Genomic DNA, 17,772 nt, shown 5'->3' with positions numbered 1-17,772 from the left:
GCAAACCTTGTGGGAGTGTTATTCCGGCGAAGAATCCGCTACATTTTCCGGCCGCCCTCTGCATGGTGAATCTGCTTCATGTCTCTTGCGCTCGAACGTCTAGTCGCTGGCACGCCGATCCCTTTCGCTGGTAACCGCGTCACCGTGGTCAGCCCCGAACTGGCCGCGCGCTTTCAGCCCGGTGACCACCTGCTGGTGGAGCAGGTGAGTGGCGAGTTGTTGCTGATTCCGGTGGCCGATCAACAAGCGGCCGCCGTGGCGATTGAACGTGCGGCGGCGGCTTTTATCGCGTTGTCTGCGGTCAGCGACGAAGCGATCAGTCAGTTCTTCGATTTGTTCGCACTGCGCCTGCAAACCCCTGAGTGCTGGGCGCAGATCGAGGCAGCCAACCTTGCCGACATCGAACGGGCGAAGGCTCGCGGGCGCTCCACCACACGCTTGCTGGCCGATGAGCGCATGCGCCGCGACATGATTGCCGGCCTGCGCGCCTGGCGTGATGCCGCACCGACGCGCGGCAAAGTCATCAGCAGCGTCGAGCACGATGGCTGGAAGGTCGAGCAAGTGGTCTCGCCACTGGGTATCGTCGCTTTCGTCTTTGAAGGTCGGCCGAATGTGTTCGCCGATGCCGCCGGCGTCTTGCGCACCGGCAACACCGCTGTGCTGCGTATCGGCAGCGATGCGTTGGGCACGGCGCAGGCCATTGTTGCTCACGCGTTGAACCCGGCGCTGGCTGCGGCCGGTCTGCCCGTGGGCGCGGTGTCGCTGGTGGAGAGTGTCAATCACGCCGCCGGTTGGGCGATGTTTGCTGATCGACGTCTGTCGTTGGCGGTGGCTCGTGGGTCAGGACGTGCAGTCAGTCAATTGGGCAGCATTGCCCAGCAGGCGGGCACGGCGGTCAGCCTGCATGGCACTGGGGGGGCATGGCTGATAGCCGATCGTGAGGCTGACGCAAAACGCTTTGCGGCGGTGGTGCGCAACTCGCTGGATCGCAAGGTCTGCAACACCCTGAATGTCTGCCTGATTCAGCGCGAACGTGCCGATGAACTGGTGCCGCTGTTCCTCGACGCGCTGCAACAGGCCGGTACCGCACGCGGCCAGGGCTGCAAATTGCACATCGTCGAGGGCAGCGAACGTTGTCTGCCAGGCGAGTGGCAGAACGCGACGGTCGAGGTCTATCGTGCCGAGGGTTATCAGACCGAAGCACTGGCTGAACCGTTGGCGCAGGCGGATTTGGGGCGCGAGTGGGAATGGGAAGAAACCCCGGAAGTCAGCTTGATGATCGTCGACGATCTGGATCAGGCGATTGCATTGTTCAACCGCTATAGCCCGCAATTTACCGTGTCGTTGATCAGTGAGGATGCCGCTGTTCAGGAGCGCTTCTATAACGCGGTCAACGCACCGTTCGTGGGTAATGGCATTACCCGCTGGGTCGATGGCCAGTACGCGCTGAACAAGCCGGAGCTGGGGCTTTCGAACTGGGAGAACGGACGGTTGTTTGCGCGCAGTGCGATTCTTTCGGGCGATGGTGTGTTTACCGTGCGTAGCCGCATGACCCAGATTGATCTGGGTGTAAAGCGCTGAAAGAACCTGTGGTGGGGGAGCAGGCTCCCTCGCCACAGGGGCGCAATGTAATTCAGGCTGCTGCGCTGGTGTTTGCGTGAACGGCGCAAGTAGCCGGTTGTTCGGCCAGCGGCACAAAGGTGCGGCGGTCCGAGGACAGCGCATCGATCGAGCCGGTCTCGATGTCATACACCCAACCATGCAGATTCAGCAGGCCTTTCTCCTGTGCCAGGCGCACGCTCGGATGGGTCTGGATATTCGCCAGTTGCGCGATCACGTTTTCGCGCACCATCGAACTCAATTTTGCCGCGTCATTGGCATGTGGCCGGGCTTCGTTCACCACTTTCGCTGACTCGGCATGCTGCAACCAACCGCTGACGGCCGGCAGATGATCCATGCATTTGCATTTGGCAATCGCCGTCATCGCGCCGCAATCGGAATGGCCGCAGATCACAATGTCGGTCACACCAAGCACCGCCACCGCATATTCCACTGTCGCCGAAACCCCGCCCGGATGCGGACTGTAGGACGGCACGATATTGCCGGCGTTGCGGATCACGAACAGTTCGCCGGGTTCTTGCTGGGTCAGCAGTTCCGGGACTACACGGCTGTCGGAGCAGGTGATAAACAAGGTGCCGGGCTGCTGGGTGGTTGCCAGGTGTTTGAACAGTTCGGTGCGTTGCGGAAAGGCTTCGTTCTGGAATTTCAGGAAACCGTCGATCAGGGCTTTCATGTGCATGTCCTCGTTGAAGGGAGATCGGATGGCCCGCACGCAAAGTGCGGGCCGGGCACATCAGAACGGACGCAGGGGCAGGAACTTGCCGTCCAGGGTGACCACGGCGCGGGAGCCGCCTTCCGGGTCTTCGACTTTCTTGATGTCGAGTTTGAAGTTGATTGCGCTGATGATGCCGTCGCCGAACTGCTCGTGAACCAGTGCTTTGAGGGTGGTGCCGTAGATCTGGATCATTTCATGGAAGCGATAGATGGTCGGGTCGGTCGGCACGCCGCTGAGGCTGCCACGCAGCGGGATGATTTGCAGGGCCGCGACAGCGTCGGCGTCCAGCTCAAGCTTGTCGCCCACCACTTGGGCGGCGGTTTCCGACAGCGGATGTTGGCCGAGCAGGGCGGCGGTGACGTACGCCAGGCTGAGGCCGGTGCCGTCGGCGAGATCCTGCCACGACAGATTCTTGCGTGCCTTGATGTCCAGAATGCGGGTGGTCAGGGCCAGGCTGGTGTCGTTGTAGGCGTGGGACTGTTGCATGGTGTCACTCCTTTCAGGGGTTGGCTTGCTGTGTGGGATTGATTTTCTGCCGATTTATCCATAGCGTCCAAGACCGATATACAATGCTTTGCATAAGCCCTGCCTATAGATGGTGCTCCCACATGCTGCTGCGACATTTGCGTTACCTGCTGGCCGTTGCCGATCACGGCGGCTTCACTCGCGCGGCCGAGGCGCTGCATGTGTCGCAGCCAACCTTGTCGCAGCAGATTCGCCAACTGGAAGAAACACTGGGGGTGAGCCTGTTTGATCGAACTTCACGTACGGTCAAAGCCACCGATGCCGGCGAGGCTTACATTGAATGTGCGCGTCGGGTGCTGGTGGAGTTGGAGGCGGGCAAGCGCGCACTGCATGACGTGAAGGACCTGACCCGCGGTACGTTGCGCCTGGCGATGACGCCAACGTTTATGGCGTATCTGGTCGGGCCGCTGGTGCGCGACTACGCGGCGCGATATCCGGGGATTCATCTGGAAATCTTCGAGTTGTCGATGGACGACGTCGAGGCCGGTCTGGCGGATGACTCGCTGGACATTGCGATTGCGTTCACCCCGGTACGCAGCCCGGACATCGAGTGCATTCCGGCGTTTACCGAGACCCTGGGTGTCATGGTCGGGCGCGAGCATCCGTTGTATGAAAGTGATTCAGTGCTGACGCCTGACGATATCGCGCAGTTGGATTTCGCCTTGCTGGCGTCGGATTTCATCACGCGCTTGTCGGTCGATGAGTATTTTCGTCAGCACGGGATCACGCCGCAGGTGCGCATTGAGGTGAATTCGGTGAGTACGTTGCTGGAGGTGGTGCGGCATTCGCCGATGGCGACGATGCTGCCGGAAGCGATTGCGACGTCCGATCGGGCATTGCGCAGGCTGCGGGTCGAGAGCGAAGCGCCGCAGCGTGGGGCCGCGTTGTTGCGGCGGCGCAATAACTATCACAGTGCGGCGGCGGTGGCATTTATGAATCTAATCCTGGAGCCCCCGCTCTGAACTGGAACGCAATAAAAAGGGCCTGCTTCTTATTGGAAGCAGGCCCTTTTTATTGAAGTTGTAAATCAGCAGAACCGATCAATCACCCGAACTTCGTTCTTGTTCTGCATCGCGTCCCACGCCTGTTTCAGCGTTTGCAGAACATTACCGATGAAGTCCTTGTCGGCTGCGGCTTTTTTGCCGACATAGCCGTGGCCGCGACGGTACATCTTCAGGCGGGCCAACAGGTTCTGGTTGTTCTGCTCGAACTCTTCTTCGCCAGCGTGGGGCGACAGGCAGTCGATATGCACCTGCCCCGACTTGCTGATCCACAGAATATGGCTGTCGTGGCTGTCTTTTTGCGCAGCGAACATACGAGCCAGTTCTTCGATAGTAGGTTGGTTGTTCAGATTCATGATGTTGCCCCTTGACCAGTTTGGTGATCTTTCAAAGTTGATTCGCTAATACAGGTAGCCCATCGGTTAGTTGATCCCTGGCACCGAAACCAGGACGTCAGCGCTCGCCCGTTTGAAGTACGGGGTCGTGCATCTGTTGCATGTAGTCGTGTTGAATAACTGCTACGCAATAGCGTCACAACGAAGAGAAGCAGCGAAAACCGGGAGGCCCCTTGCCGACGTTTTCAGGGTCGACCACAAGCGTCTTGAGAATTTTCGCCAGCGCTTCTCGTCCTTGTACTGGACGTTCAGGCCAGGTCAGCTTCTTCAATCTGCCTTGTGGGCAGCGTGTATCCGGAAAAAACAACTCGGCGGTCAGACGAGTTTGCTCAAGCGTGTTACCAAATGTTCCCGATCGGGGAACGTCTTCATCATGCAAAAGCAAAACGATGCCGTCAACGGTTTTGTAGTGTTTGTTTTTGGGCACTACATATTGTCGGACAAAGCAGTTTTGGAATGAGAAAGGATCCGTTCAGGCAACGGAAAAAGGTGTGTGAAGGGCGTAGAACGTGCACGGGTAACCGTCCATTTCACGCTGGTGCAAGGTGAAAGCGCCACCGGTCAATTCCGGGATCAGCTTGGTCCAGAAGCGCTGTGCCGGCAGGTTGGCGTCGATATGGAAAATTTGCCATTGACCGGGGATGCGGCTCAAGAGGGCAGAGACGACAAACTGCGCGACGCCTTGGCCACGAAAGCGCCGGGCGAGGAAGAAGTAGCCGATGTTGTGTTCGGCACCCTCGATATGTGTTTCGTTATCAACGGTCACGAAGCCGGCGAGTTCGTCGTCGACCCGTATCAGGAACGGTTGGGTTGCCGGGTGACGCCAGTATTCGGATTTCGATTGGATAGGGAAGAAGCCATGTGCAGCGAGTTTCAGCGGCAACCACTGGCTGAAGTCGTACATGTAGAACTGCATCAGGTTTTCGAGGGTTTCGAGTTCATCGCGTTGGGCCGGGTGCAGTTCTAGGGTGGGCATGCTTTGGGTTCCTGAAAGTGATGGGCCTCTCGGAAACAGTAGCGTGTTTTATTTTTTGGCTGCCGGTTTTGCTTTGCGTTTCGTAGCGACGGCGGTGTTGCTCCGCGTCGATTTGCGCTTTTTCTTCCAGGGGGTGGCAGCTTTGCCGGCGGGCGGTGGGCCGCTGATGGTCAGGCTCAGATGGGAGCAGCGTGTCACTTGTTTGCTCATCCATGCCGCCTGTTTGGTGACGAACTCTTCCAGACTCATCTCGCCGCTCTGCACCATGTCCAGCGCTTGTTCCCAAATCGCTGTGGTGCCGGGGTCGGCAATGGCGCGGGGCACGGCGTCAATCAGGCTGAACGCGGCGGGTGTGGCGGCCAGCGCCTTGCCGTTTTTCACCAGATAACCGCGATCCAGCAAGCCCTGAATGATCGACGCACGGGTGGCTTCAGTACCAATGCCCGTGGTGTCCTTGAGTTTCTGCTTGAGCAGTGGATCTTCCACCAGTTTGGCGACATTCTTCATCGCCTTGATCAAATCGCCCTCGGTGTAGGGTTTGGGTGGTTGTGTCCACAGATCCTTGAGCGTCACGTTCGCAACGGCGCACTCGATGCCCTGAGATAACGCTGGCAAGGTTTGCGGCACCGGTGCCTCACGCCCCTTGGCCGGCGCGAGCGCTTCGGGTAAGGCGCGTTTCCAGCCCGGCTCGATGATCTGTTTGCCGACGGCGCGTAACGCTTGAGCGCCGCAATCGAAATCAGCCTGGGTGCGATCGTATTCATGATTGGGCAGGAACTGCGCCAGATACCGTGCGCGGATCAGTGTATAGACCGCCCGGTGTTTGCCGCTCAGGCGTTCCAGATTCTTCGCGGCAGCGGTGGGAATGATGCCATGGTGGGCGCTGACTTTGGCGTCGTTCCACGCCCGGGATTTTCGCTGAGGTTCAAGAAAACTCTGCAGCGCTTCAAGGCTTGGGTCAGCCTGACGCAACGCCGCGAGAATCCCCGGCGCCTCACTGTGCTGGCTCAGCGGCAGAAACCCGCAATCGCTGCGTGGGTAGGTGATGACTTTGTAGGTTTCGTACAGTGCCTGGGCGATGTCGAGGGTTTCCTGCGCGCCGAGGCCGAGTTTCTTCGAGCAGACTTCCTGCAAGGTGCCGAGGTCGAAGGGCAGGGGCGCCACTTCGCGCATGCGCTCGGTACGCAACTTCACCACCCCGGCACTGGCTGCACCCCTGATCGCAGCGGCAGCTTGCTGCGCCAGCGCCTGATTCAGGCAGCGATCCTGATCATCACAAACATCCGACGGGGCGCGCCATTGCGCGGTAAACGGTGTGCCGTTGTGCAGCAGTTGCACATCGATCGCCCAAAACGGCACCGGTACGAAATCGGCAATGCTGCGGTCGCGATCCACCACCAACCGCAAGGTTGGCGTTTGCACCCGACCGACCGGCAACACACCTTGATAGCCCGACTGACGGCCTAGCAGGGTGAACAGGCGGCTCATGTTCATGCCAATCAGCCAGTCTGCCCGCGAGCGACCCAGCGCCGAGTGATACAGGCTGAACGTTTCGGCCCCCGGTTTCAGCGCGGCCAAAGCCTTGCGGATTGATGCCTCATCCAGCGCTGACAGCCACAATCGGCGGATCGGCCCGCGATAGCGGCAATGCTCGACCAGTTCCCGGGCGATCATCTCGCCCTCACGGTCGGCGTCGGTGGCGATGATCAGCTCGCTGGCTTCGCCCAGCAAGCGTTTTACCGCTTTGTACTGGCTGGCGGTACGCGGCTTGACGGTCATTTTCCACTTGTCCGGGATGATCGGCAGATCCGCCAGCACCCAACGCTTGTAGCGGGCGTCGTAGGCATCCGGCGGGGCCGTTTCCAGCAAGTGGCCGATGCACCAGGTCACCGTGACGTCTGTTCCCAGCCAGCAGCCGTCGCCCCGGCGTTTTGCACCGAGTACGGCCGCAATGTCTTTGGCCTGGGAAGGTTTTTCACAGAGGTACAGCCGCATATCCACCATCGTCGATCAATGTCCGAACAGGCGCACAGAATGGCCGGAGTTAGCGTCAGGGGCAACTTTTATCTGTATGGATATACAGATGAAAAGGATTGCCGAACATGACGGGCTTTCACGGGACATGCCCGGCGCTATCGAGAAATTGAGTAGCGCCGCGTGGGTGGCTGTGTCAGGTTTTTCGCGCCTTAAAGAAAAACGCGAGCGACAGGACGGTCTCGCCAGGAGATCGCCGTGGTCTGTCGGACACTGACTCTTTTGCAACAAGGACGTAACTCATGTCTCAAGCATCTTTCCAGGCCAGCAGCGCCTACTCCGCCGTGGACACGTTCAGCCACCTGTATGACCGTGGTGTCGGGCTGGTCAACGGCAAACCCTCGTTCACTGCCGATCAGGCCGCCGACGAAATCCTGCGCAAGGGCCTGTCGTGGGGCGATAAAAATGCCGATGGCAAGATCTCCCTCAGCTACAGCTTTCTGACCGACAAACCGGCCAACTACAACCCCAAACTCGGCAACTTCAGCGAATTCAGCGCCCAGCAAAAAGCTCAAGCGGTGCTCGCCATGCAATCCTGGGCCGACGTCGCCAACGTCACTTTCACCGAGGGCAAGGGCGGCGACGGTCACATGACGTTCGGCAATTACGACGTCAGCACCGGCGGCGCAGCGTTCGCGTATTTGCCGAGCGGCGGCAGCTATGATGGCCAATCGTGGTACTTGATCAACGATCAATATCAGGTCAACAAGACCCCGGACACCAACAACTACGGGCGCCAGACCCTGACGCATGAAATCGGTCACACACTCGGCCTGTCGCACCCTGGCGCCTACAACGCGGGCAACGGCAGCCCGACTTACGCCGACGCCAAGTACGCCGAAGACACTCGCGGTTACAGCCTGATGAGTTATTGGAGCGAAGCCAACACTGACCAGAACTTCAGCAAGGGCGGCAGCGGGGCTTACGCCTCGGCACCGTTGCTGGACGACATTGTTGCGGTGCAGAAACTCTACGGTGCCAACTACGAGACCCGCGCCGAGGACACGAGGTACGGCTTCAATTCCAACACTGACCGCGATTATTACAGCGCGACTTCGGCGTCGTCCAAAGTGGTGTTTTCGGTGTGGGACGGTGGTGGTAATGACTGGCTGGATTTCTCCGGATTCACCCAGAACCAGAAGATCAACCTCAACGAGGGTTCCTTCTCCGACGTCGGCGGTCTGGTCGGCAACGTCTCCATCGCCTATGGCGTGACCATGGAGAATGCCGTGGGCGGATCAGGCAATGACCTGCTGATCGGCAACGGGGCGGTCAATCACCTGTTTGGCGGGGCCGGCAACGACATCCTCTACGGTGGTGGCGGCGCAGATGTGCTGTGGGGCGGTGAGGGCGCGGATACCTTCGTGTTCGGCGCAGCCAGCGACTCGACCAATAACCAGCCGGACTGGATCATGGATTTCCAGAGCGGTCTGGACAAGATAGATCTGTCGGGCATTACCGCGTTTGCCACGGGGGCGGCGTCGCTGAATTTCGTCAGCAGTTTCACCGGCCATGCGGGCGATGCGATTCTGACTTACTACGCGCAGCACGGTCAGACCGGGCTGCTGGTCGATCTGACCGGGCAGGGGCAGGTCGACTTTGCCGTGGGTGTGGTAGGGCAGGCGGTGGCGACCGATATTGTTGCTTGATGCCCTGAGAAAGCGGCCCTCTCTCACCGGGAGAGGGTTGGGCGGCGTTTAGATGAGGAGCTTTTTGGCCGTTCGGCTGTGAGTCCGCCGTGAAGGAAGTCCTTGCGCTATACCTGAGCTTTCACCGCCGTCTCAGGAGAAACCCATGAAAACCCCAGGCCCCAGTCCAGTCATCGCCCTCGTAGAACTCTCAGGTTGCCTGGTAGTGAAATTCCATGGCATCCAGGTCGCCGCGTCCTCCCATGTGCTGGTTCTCAACGAGGCCAACTACCCGCCGGTCTTCTACGTCCCGCGTGAAGACATCGACGAGAAGTATTTCGCCCGCACCGACCATACCAGCTACTGCCCGTATAAAGGCGATGCCAATTATTTCAGCTTGCAGGTGCCGGGGCATGAGGGGGCGAATGCGGTGTGGACTTACGAGCATCCGAAAATATCGGTTGATCAGATCAAAAACCATGTCGCGTTTTATCCTGATCAGGTGAAGTTCGAGGTGATCGAAGCGGATGTTTAGTCCAGGAGGTGCCCGCCGCCGGGTGTGCGGTGGCGGGCTGATACTTACTTGGCCTTGCGTTTTGTCGCCGTTTTGCCTTTTGTCGGCGCAACCTGACGAGACCGCGGTGTGCGCTTGACCGCAGGTGGCGCTTGCACAGGCGCCCACTGATTCTGTACGGGCACCTGGATGCCCGCTTGAACCGTTGCAAGGGATTGTTCGAGTCTATTGAATGCCTCCAACGCGGTGGTCTTGGCCTGGGCTTTGATTAGCGCCTGTTTTGACGTCAACAGTGAATCCATCTTGTCCTCAAATTGCTTGGCCATACGCTTGTAAGCCAAGGCGTTCAGGTGCAGTTCGTTGATCCAGTCGTCGTCGTTGATCAGATTTCGCAGATCAATGAAATAGACATCGGGATGAGCGTCGGCAACAGACTTGAGCATGGTATTGAGCTGATCAATAAAGTCCGTGACGATTTGGCGTTGAACCTGCGGGTTCATGATGTTCTTGCGCGTCAGCGATGGGCGCAGCCATGGGCCGATGAAGCGGTAGTTACCAATGTTGACCACGCCTTTGCCTGTCGGAATAGCACGCCCGTAACCATGGAAAATGATCTTGATTTTCGGGTGAGCGGCTTTTACTCGTTTGATCATGTCTTCATAGGCGTTACGAAAGACCCGGTCAACGGTGTCATTGACATAATCGGTTCGCACCAGTGAGGCGGGCGAGGCATCGGCATGGTTCAGGAAAGACGCGAATTCGTCACCGGCAATGTCATTGCCAGCACCGGAAAACAGAAAAAATGCCGGTTTGATCCGTTTGATTTCCGCCAGTACATCCTCAAACTCGGGCCGCGGTCGGGTCCAGGCTCCGTCTTTGATTTCTGTCCCGTAAACCATGTTTTCCAGCGTGTCGCCACCCGAAGCGAAACTCTTGATCTTGTAGCCGGACGTCAGCTTCAGCCACTTGATGATGTCCACGCCGGGCAAATAGTCGAACCAGGAGTCTCCCTGTGCCACGACGTCTACGCCGTTGGAACCGAAGAAGAATCCAGTGACACCCTCAACCTGCTTTTGCGCTGGCTGATCGTGTTGCCATATTGCCAGATCTATTTTTGCTAACGCGTCTTCACTTTCATAGTTCATGTCGGCAGTCCTTTTTTCGGTAAACCCAGTGGAACCAATGTTTTCGCGGTTCCGTTCATTGAGTCCGAACGACGTCATGAGGGTGCTGCTACGTCCAGACTGTTCAGCACTACTGTTTTTCGCCACGCCGGATGCATCCGGCATGCTGCGAGCGATTGTTAACGATGAGACTCGTCCGGGGTTGAACACTCGGGCAGGCGTCGACTGGAGGGGAGATGTGCACGAGGGTGCGTCGTGTGGCGTACATGGAAGGATCCTCGATCCAGGAGGTTCGATCCCCCACGTCACGAACGCTTTTCTGCGTCGCAGGGCTTTGCTCTGAAATTATCGTAGACGAGTTTTGGCCAATGCAAAGGGCAACCCCCAGAGAAGTTTTCGGCACGGCCTCGACGCGCCGGGGCAACTGCGGTATTTCAATCCTCCAGTGGCGGGAGGGCTTGCCCCATCCACTGAAGGCGTGCTGGAGGGCCTGTTCAGTTCTTGTCGAGATCGATATTCTTCGTCTCACGCAAACAGATCATCCCCACCACCAGACTGACCCCGGTAATCAACACCGGGTACCACAGCCCGTAGAAAATATCCCCGGTGTACACCACCAGCGCAAACGACACGGTCGGCAGGAAACCGCCAAACCAGCCATTGCCAATGTGGTACGGCAGGGACATCGAGGTGTAGCGGATGCGGGTCGGGAACAGTTCGACCATCAGCGCCGCCAGCGGCCCGTAGCACATGGCCGAGATAATGATCAGGGCGACGATCAGGGCGACGATCATCGGTTTGTTGATTTGCTGCAGGTCGGCCTGTTGCGGATACCCGGCCAACGTCACGGCACCGCGCAGGGCCGCTTCGTCGTAGCCGTCGATCTTCACGTCGCCGATGCTCACCTGCACGCCGCTGCCGGTCGGTGCGGCGACACTGGAATAGGGCAGGCCTTGTTTGACCAGGAAGGTTTTGACCTTGTCGCACGGGCTGTCGAATTTGGCCTTGCCCACCGGATCGAACTGGAAGGTGCAGGTCGCTGGGTCGGCCAGCACGGTGATCGGTGCCTGACGACTGGCCTGGTCAATCGCCGGGTTGGCGTAGTGGGCCAGGGATTTGAAGATCGGGAAGTACAGCACGGTGGCCAGCAACAGGCCGAGCATCAGCACTGGTTTACGTCCGACTTTGTCCGACAGCCAGCCGAAAATAATGAAAAACGGCGCACCGATCACCACGCTGATGATCAGCAGCGTGTTGGCCACCGCCGGGTCCATTTTCAAGAACTGCGTGAGGAAGAACAGTACATAAAACTGCGCCGCGTAGAAGGTCACCGCTTGCCCGGCATTGATGCTGAACAGGGCGATCAGCACGACTTTGAGGTTTTCCCATTTGCCGAAGGATTCGCGGATCGGCGCCTTCGAGGTTTTGCCTTCCTTTTTCATTTTCAGATAGGCCGGCGATTCGTGCAGGCTCAGGCGGATCCAGGTGGAGATGCCCAGCAGCACAACCGACAGCAGGAACGGAATCCGCCAGCCCCAGACTTCGAACTGATCGCCCGTGAAGTAGCGGCAACCGAGTACCACCAGCAGTGATAGCAGCAAACCGAGGGTGGCGGTGGACTGAATCCAGCTGGTGTGCAAACCGCGTTTGCCGATGGGCGCGTGTTCTGCGACATAGGTTGCCGCGCCGCCGTATTCACCGCCGAGCGCCAAGCCTTGAAGCATGCGCAACAACACCAGAATGATCGGTGCGGCGATGCCGATGCTGGCGTAGTTCGGCAGCAAACCCACGCAGAAGGTCGCGATACCCATCAAAATGATGGTCGCCAGAAACGTGTACTTGCGCCCGATCATGTCACCCAACCGACCGAACACCAGCGCCCCGAACGGCCGTACGACAAATCCCGCCGCAAATGCCATTAGCGCAAAGATGAAGGCAGTCGTGTCATTGACCCCGGCGAAAAACTGCTTGCTGATCACCGCCGCGAGGGCGCCGTAGAGGAAGAAGTCATACCATTCGAACACCGTCCCCAGGGACGAGGCGAAGATGACTTTCTGCGTGGCATTGCTGGTGCTGGCGCCGCTCGCGGCATCCAGCGGCTGAACGTGTTCTGACATATCGGTATCCCTCACAGTGATTGTTTTTGTTGTTCCACTGGTGTTGCGTGTCCTGGTGATGCGCGATGCCCATGAATCAAACGCCAATCTCCTTGTGGGAGCGGGTTTGCTCGCGATAGCGGTGCTTCAGCCAACTTCAATGTTGAATGTCATACCGTCATCGCGGGCAAGCCCGCTCCCACAGGGTGGGTGTTTAGTGTTGGTTTGAGGATCAGTTGTGCGGCCTTCTCGGCAATCATCAGCGTCGGCGAACAGGTGTTGCCCGAGGTGATGCGCGGCATGATCGAGGCGTCGGCAATGCGCAAACCCGGCACACCATGCACGCGCAACTGCGCATCGACCACCGCATCGGCGTCATTGCCCATTCGACAGGTACCGACCGGGTGAAAAATCGTCGTGCCGATTTTCGCCGCCGCTTCGTGCAACGCTTCCTCGCTCTGCAGGCTGTCGCCCGGCAGATACTCGACCGGTTTATACGCTTGCAGGGCAGGGGCGCTGACGATGCGTCGGGTCAGGCGAATCGCATCCGCCGCCACGCGCAGGTCTTCAGGATGGCTCAGGTAATTGGGCTGAATCAGCGGTGCGTCTTGTGGGTTGGCGGAGCGAATGTCGATGCGGCCACGGCTCTGCGGGCGCAGATCGCACACCGAAGCGGTGAACGCCGGAAAACTGTGCAACGGCTCGCCAAAGCGCTCCAGAGACAACGGCTGTACGTGATATTCAAGGTTGGCTGATGTCTGCTCCGGCCCTGAGCGTGCAAAGGCGCCCAACTGACTCGGCGCCATCGACAATGGCCCGCTGCGGTCATACAGATAACGCAGGCCCATGCCCATCTTGCCCCACACGCTGCCAGCGATCTGGTTAAGGGTGCGGGCGTTTTCCAGTTTGTAGATCAGGCGCAATTGCAGGTGATCCTGCAGATTGCCGCCCACCCCGGGCAGTTCATGTAGCACGCCGATCCCCAGTCGCTCCAACAACCCACGCGGACCGATGCCCGAACGCTGGAGAATATTCGGCGACCCAACGGCGCCTGCGCACAGGACGATTTCCTTGCGCGCCTTGAAGCGTTTGACCTGACCCTCGTGACGCGCACTGACTGCCGTCGCGCGACCGTCCGTAAGCAATACCCGATCGACCTCAACCCCGGTCAGCACCGTCAGGTTCACGCGATTGCGCAGCGGTTTGAGAAAGGCCTTGGCCGCGTTCCAGCGCACGCCGGCCTTCTGGTTGACCTGAAAGTAACCGCAACCTTCGTTATCGCCCTGATTGAAGTCATCGATGCTGGCAATGCCGCTTTGTTCGGCAGCGCTGCGAAATGCATCCAGAATGGGCCAGGACAGCCGCTGTTGCTCAACCCGCCATTCGCCCTTGGCGCCGTGAAACTCAGCTGCGCCGGCAAAGTGGTTTTCGCTTTGTTTGAACAGCGCCAGCACATCGTTCCAGGCCCAGCCCGGATTGCCTTCGGCCGCCCAGCCGTCGTAGTCGTTGGCCTGGCCGCGCATGTAGATCATGCCGTTGATGGAAGAACAGCCGCCCAGTACCTTGCCGCGCGGATAGCTCAGTGCGCGGCCGTTGAGGCCCGGTTGTTCTTCGGTTTTGAAGCACCAGTCGGTGCGCGGGTTGCCGATGCAGAAGAGGTAACCGACAGGAATGTGAATCCACGCATAGTTGTCGCGCCCGCCGGCTTCGAGCAACAGCACGCGCTGCTGTGGATCGGCCGACAGTCGATTGGCCAGCAAACACCCGGCAGGGCCGGCGCCGACCACGATGTAGTCGTATTCATCGAGGGAAGTCTGCATTCCCTGACCTCGCTTTTTGTTTTTATTGTCGGACACTCTAGTTGTTAGCTTTCGTTAAAAGAATGTTAGTTTTTGCGCAGCCGCTGTGCGTTTTTAAACAGCCTTGAATGACGATCGCTGACAAGGACACCCCATGTTCGACTGGAACGACCTGCGGTTTTTTCTTGAGTTGCAACGCAGCGGCCGGCTGCTCACCGCCGCCCGCCGGCTGAACACGACCCATGCCACCGTTGCCCGCCACATCGAAGCCATCGAAAAAAGCCTCGGCACCGCGCTGTTCGTCCAGCACGCCCAAGGTTACGAAATGACCCCGGCGGGGGAGGCGTTGCTCAAACACGCCGAAGCCATGGAAAACGTCGCACTGCTGGCCCAGGAAGAAATCACCCAGTCCACGGCGCCGCTGGGCAAGATCCGCGTCGGTGTGACCGAAGGCCTGGGCATCAAATTCCTCGCCAGTCGCATGATCGGCCTGTTCGAACGCTACCCGGGGCTGGAAGTGGAACTGGTGGCTGTGCCGCGCTTTGTCAGCATCCTCAACCGAGAAGCGGAAATCAGCATCCACCTGGAGCGCCCGGCGGCCGACATGCTGGTCACGCGCAAACTCACCGATTACCGCCTCGCGCTCTATGCCAGCCAGCGCTATCTCGCCAACGCGCCGGCGTTGCGCAGTCGCGAAGATCTTGGGCGGCACGCGTGGATTGGTTATGTCGATGATTTGTTGTTCAGTCAGGAACTGATGTTTCTCAACAGTTTCTGTCGCAGCCCTCGGGTGGTGTTTCACAGCACCAGCGTCATCGCCCAGCAGGAGGCGGCGCGCTCGGGATTGGGGATTGCCGTGTTGCCGTGCTACATGGCCGCCGCCGATCCGGACCTGGTCGCGTTGCTGCCCGATGAAAGCATCGAGCGCAGTTACTGGATCAGCACGCGGCGCGAGTTGCACAAATCGGTGAGGCTGCGGGTGGTTTGGGACTATGTGGTGGGGTTGTGTGAAGCCGAGCAGGGGCTCTTACGCGGTTAACCCAGCTAACACCCATCCACAGGGGGGCTTCGATGTGCTTGGGGCCGGGGTTGATTAATATATGGATATCCGTATATTCAATTTTCCGTATGTATGGTGCGTCCAGATGATCACCCCCCCTGAACTCTTCAAAAGCCTGGCCGACGAGACCCGAGTGCGTGCCACGCTGTTGATCGCCGACCAAGGCGAATTGTGCGTCTGCGAGCTGATGTGCGCTCTCGACGACAGCCAGCCGAAAATCAGCCGCCACCTCGCGCAACTGCGCAGTAACGGGCTGTTGCTCGATCGCCGTCAGGGCCAATGGGTTTATTACCGGCTCAACCCGGATCTGCCCGAGTGGGTCCGCGACATCCTGCAAGTGACTGCAAAGGCCAACGCCGATTGGCTCAAGGACAACGCCGCCCGTCTGCGCAACATGGATGGACGTCCCGTGCGCGATAGCGCGTGTTGCTGAATCCCCACACTTTTTAGGAGCACTCCATGCGAGTTTTGTTCATGTGCACGGCCAACAGTTGCCGCAGCATTTTGTCTGAAGCGATGTTCAATCACTTGGCCCCGTCGACACACGAGGCGGTAAGTTCCGGCAGCTTCCCCAAAGGCCAGGTGCTGCCGCGCAGTTTGTCGACCTTGCAGCAGGCCGGCATCAGCATCGATGGCTTGTACAGCAAGGGCAACGACGCTTTCGAAGACCACCTGCCAGACATCGTCATTACCGTTTGCGATAAGGCCGCCGGCGAAAGCTGCCCGGTGTATTTCGGCCCGGCGCTGAAAGCCCATTGGGGCCTTGAAGATCCCTCCGACGTGGCCGGCGACGACGCGACGGTCGAGGCGGCGTTTCGCTCGACGTTGGGGCGCATCGAACGGCGTTGCCAGGCCTTTCTCGACCTTCCCTTTGACCGACTCAACCGCGATGAACTCAAGCGCGAGCTGGATCGGATCGGCACCCTTTAAGCAGGATTCCCCATGTCTGAACAACTGCCCAATCTTGACCTGAGCCTGTTCGAAAGCGAGCAGCATCCGAAGCCGCCAAGCACGCACAAGCCAAGGATTTTGTTGCTCTACGGATCGACCCGCGAACGCTCCTTCAGCCGTCTGTTGGTCGAAGAGGCCGCGCGCCTGCTCGAGCACTTCGGCGCCGAGACGCGCATTTTCAATCCTTCAGAGTTGCCCCTGCCCGACGATGTCCCTGTCGAACACCCCAAAGTGCAGGAACTGCGCGATCTGGTGCTGTGGTCGGAAGGCCAGGTCTGGTGCTCGCCGGAGCGCCACGGCGCGATGTCGGCAGTGTTCAAGGCGCAAATCGACTGGATCCCCCTGGCGCTCGGCGCCGTTCGTCCCACTCAGGGCAAAACGCTGGCGGTGATGCAGGTCTGCGGCGGTTCACAGTCGTTCAATGTGGTCAATCAGTTGCGCGTGCTGGGGCGCTGGATGCGCATGTTCACCATCCCCAATCAATCCTCGATCCCCAAGGCGTTCATGGAGTTCGACGAGGCGGGGCGGATGAAACCCTCGCCGTTCTATGACCGCGTCGTCGATGTGATGGAAGAATTGGTGAAGTTCACCGTGTTGCTGCGCGACAGTCAGGCCTATCTGGTCGATCGTTATTCAGAGCGCAAGGAGTCGGCCGAGCAACTGATGGCTCGGGTCAACCAGCGTTCGATCTGACGCCCTGGTTGCCAGTGCGCGACGTGGCGCTACAAATGCAGGCGATGGATGACCTGGCGGCTATCGTCGGGATCCGTGTGGGTTTCAAAGCCCAGGGCTCTGGCCAGGTCGCGCATGGCCGTGTTGTTGGCCGAGTCCACCGAGTACAGGTGCGTGAAACCGTTTTTGCCAGCCGCTTTGATCAGATGCTCCATCAGTAAGGTACCCAGGCCCAGATGCGCCCACTCATCGGCGACAGTCACGGCGCATTCACCTTCCTGCTCGCCCGTGGCGGCGTAGCGGCTGACACCGATTTCGATCAATTCGCCGTTTTCGTGAACCAGGGCAATGAAAGCGGCGCGTTGCTTTTGATCAATGTCCATCAACTGATCGAGCAGCGCCGTGCCCGGCTCGCTGATCTGCGCCAGAAAGCGCATGTGGCGGGACTCGGGGGACAAACGCTGGATAAATGTGTACTCGCGTTCGCGGTCGTTGTCCGCCAGTGGCCGGATCAACACATGCCGGCCGTCCTTGAGCGATTCGATCCAGTATTCACCGGTGTGTGCGGCGTAAGCGGCCGTCGCCCGGTCATTGTGGTCTTTGACAGTGAGCATGATGTGAACCTCCAGCGAGGGAAAGAGCAACGCGCGGTTGTACTGCGC

At 59.1% G+C, this 17,772-nt stretch carries 18 protein-coding genes; 8 read left to right on the top strand and 10 right to left on the bottom strand.

What is annotated here, in order from left to right; translation table 11 throughout:
* Positions 1-78 precede the first annotated feature (78 nt).
* Positions 79-1,581, top strand: coding sequence for an aldehyde dehydrogenase family protein (locus AACY18_RS18225; RefSeq protein WP_339465603.1), 1,503 nt, complete (start codon positions 79-81; stop codon positions 1,579-1,581).
* Between the two features lie 52 nt (positions 1,582-1,633).
* On the opposite strand, the gene AACY18_RS18220 is transcribed toward AACY18_RS18225, so the two are convergent.
* Both AACY18_RS18220 and cynS read right to left on the bottom strand, forming a co-directional pair.
* Positions 1,634-2,293, bottom strand: coding sequence for a carbonic anhydrase (locus tag AACY18_RS18220; protein ID WP_339432698.1), 660 nt, complete (start codon positions 2,291-2,293; stop codon positions 1,634-1,636).
* A gap of 60 nt (positions 2,294-2,353) precedes the next feature.
* Positions 2,354-2,821 (bottom strand): cyanase, encoded by a 468-nt coding sequence (gene cynS, locus AACY18_RS18215; protein ID WP_339432697.1) that lies wholly within the window; start codon positions 2,819-2,821, stop codon positions 2,354-2,356.
* A gap of 122 nt (positions 2,822-2,943) precedes the next feature.
* Between cynS and cynR the strand changes: the two genes are divergently transcribed.
* Complete coding sequence (gene cynR / locus AACY18_RS18210) at positions 2,944-3,822, top strand: transcriptional regulator CynR (protein WP_339465602.1); 879 nt, start codon at positions 2,944-2,946, stop codon at positions 3,820-3,822.
* 65 nt (positions 3,823-3,887) lie between these two features.
* Here the strand turns inward: cynR and AACY18_RS18205 are convergent, their stop codons facing one another.
* From AACY18_RS18205 to AACY18_RS18190, 4 genes are all read right to left on the bottom strand, one after another.
* On the bottom strand, positions 3,888-4,217 hold the full coding sequence (locus tag AACY18_RS18205; RefSeq protein ID WP_339465601.1) for a hypothetical protein: 330 nt from the start codon (positions 4,215-4,217) through the stop codon (positions 3,888-3,890).
* 175 nt (positions 4,218-4,392) lie between these two features.
* On the bottom strand, positions 4,393-4,683 hold the full coding sequence (locus AACY18_RS18200; RefSeq protein ID WP_339465600.1) for a hypothetical protein: 291 nt from the start codon (positions 4,681-4,683) through the stop codon (positions 4,393-4,395).
* Positions 4,684-4,728: 45 nt separating this feature from the next.
* Positions 4,729-5,232, bottom strand: a complete 504-nt coding sequence (locus AACY18_RS18195; protein ID WP_339432693.1) for a GNAT family N-acetyltransferase — start codon at positions 5,230-5,232, stop codon at positions 4,729-4,731.
* 48 nt (positions 5,233-5,280) lie between these two features.
* Positions 5,281-7,227 carry a DNA topoisomerase III gene (locus AACY18_RS18190; RefSeq protein ID WP_339465599.1) on the bottom strand — a complete coding sequence of 649 codons (1,947 nt, stop codon included), beginning with the start codon at positions 7,225-7,227 and terminating at the stop codon, positions 5,281-5,283.
* Positions 7,228-7,508: 281 nt separating this feature from the next.
* Between AACY18_RS18190 and AACY18_RS18185 the strand changes: the two genes are divergently transcribed.
* Together AACY18_RS18185 and AACY18_RS18180 are read left to right on the top strand one after the other, a co-directional pair.
* Positions 7,509-8,915, top strand: coding sequence for a serralysin family metalloprotease (locus AACY18_RS18185; protein ID WP_339465598.1), 1,407 nt, complete (start codon positions 7,509-7,511; stop codon positions 8,913-8,915).
* A gap of 145 nt (positions 8,916-9,060) precedes the next feature.
* Positions 9,061-9,429 carry a DUF427 domain-containing protein gene (locus AACY18_RS18180; RefSeq protein WP_339432690.1) on the top strand — a complete coding sequence of 123 codons (369 nt, stop codon included), beginning with the start codon at positions 9,061-9,063 and terminating at the stop codon, positions 9,427-9,429.
* A gap of 44 nt (positions 9,430-9,473) precedes the next feature.
* On the opposite strand, the gene AACY18_RS18175 is transcribed toward AACY18_RS18180, so the two are convergent.
* The 3 genes from AACY18_RS18175 to AACY18_RS18165 all read right to left on the bottom strand — a co-directional run bounded on the left by AACY18_RS18175 (position 9,474) and on the right by AACY18_RS18165 (position 14,448).
* Positions 9,474-10,697, bottom strand: a complete 1,224-nt coding sequence (locus AACY18_RS18175) for an SGNH/GDSL hydrolase family protein (protein WP_339465597.1) — start codon at positions 10,695-10,697, stop codon at positions 9,474-9,476.
* 329 nt (positions 10,698-11,026) lie between these two features.
* Positions 11,027-12,649: an MFS transporter gene (locus AACY18_RS18170; protein WP_339432688.1), complete on the bottom strand. Its 1,623-nt coding sequence runs from the start codon at positions 12,647-12,649 to the stop codon at positions 11,027-11,029.
* 149 nt (positions 12,650-12,798) lie between these two features.
* Positions 12,799-14,448 (bottom strand): GMC family oxidoreductase, encoded by a 1,650-nt coding sequence (locus AACY18_RS18165; protein ID WP_339465595.1) that lies wholly within the window; start codon positions 14,446-14,448, stop codon positions 12,799-12,801.
* A gap of 133 nt (positions 14,449-14,581) precedes the next feature.
* Here AACY18_RS18165 and AACY18_RS18160 point away from each other — a divergent pair, with 133 nt between their 5' ends.
* From AACY18_RS18160 to arsH, 4 genes are all read left to right on the top strand, one after another.
* Complete coding sequence (locus AACY18_RS18160) at positions 14,582-15,466, top strand: LysR family transcriptional regulator (protein WP_339465594.1); 885 nt, start codon at positions 14,582-14,584, stop codon at positions 15,464-15,466.
* 106 nt (positions 15,467-15,572) lie between these two features.
* Positions 15,573-15,920 carry a metalloregulator ArsR/SmtB family transcription factor gene (locus tag AACY18_RS18155; protein ID WP_339432685.1) on the top strand — a complete coding sequence of 116 codons (348 nt, stop codon included), beginning with the start codon at positions 15,573-15,575 and terminating at the stop codon, positions 15,918-15,920.
* Between the two features lie 26 nt (positions 15,921-15,946).
* The gene (locus AACY18_RS18150) at positions 15,947-16,417 is read left to right on the top strand and encodes an arsenate reductase ArsC (RefSeq protein WP_339465593.1); all 471 of its coding nucleotides are present in this window, start codon (positions 15,947-15,949) and stop codon (positions 16,415-16,417) included.
* 12 nt (positions 16,418-16,429) lie between these two features.
* Positions 16,430-17,131, top strand: coding sequence for an arsenical resistance protein ArsH (gene arsH, locus AACY18_RS18145; RefSeq protein ID WP_221732639.1), 702 nt, complete (start codon positions 16,430-16,432; stop codon positions 17,129-17,131).
* 29 nt (positions 17,132-17,160) lie between these two features.
* Here the strand turns inward: arsH and AACY18_RS18140 are convergent, their stop codons facing one another.
* Positions 17,161-17,724 (bottom strand): GNAT family N-acetyltransferase, encoded by a 564-nt coding sequence (locus AACY18_RS18140; RefSeq protein WP_339432683.1) that lies wholly within the window; start codon positions 17,722-17,724, stop codon positions 17,161-17,163.
* Positions 17,725-17,772 lie beyond the last annotated feature (48 nt).

Source organism: Pseudomonas sp. EA_65y_Pfl2_P74, from assembly GCF_963970575.1.
Classification (GTDB): Bacteria; Pseudomonadota; Gammaproteobacteria; order Pseudomonadales; family Pseudomonadaceae; genus Aquipseudomonas; species Aquipseudomonas baetica_A.
Note: the sequence above shows the minus strand (reverse complement) of the source record. Positions and strands in the feature narration are given on the sequence as shown.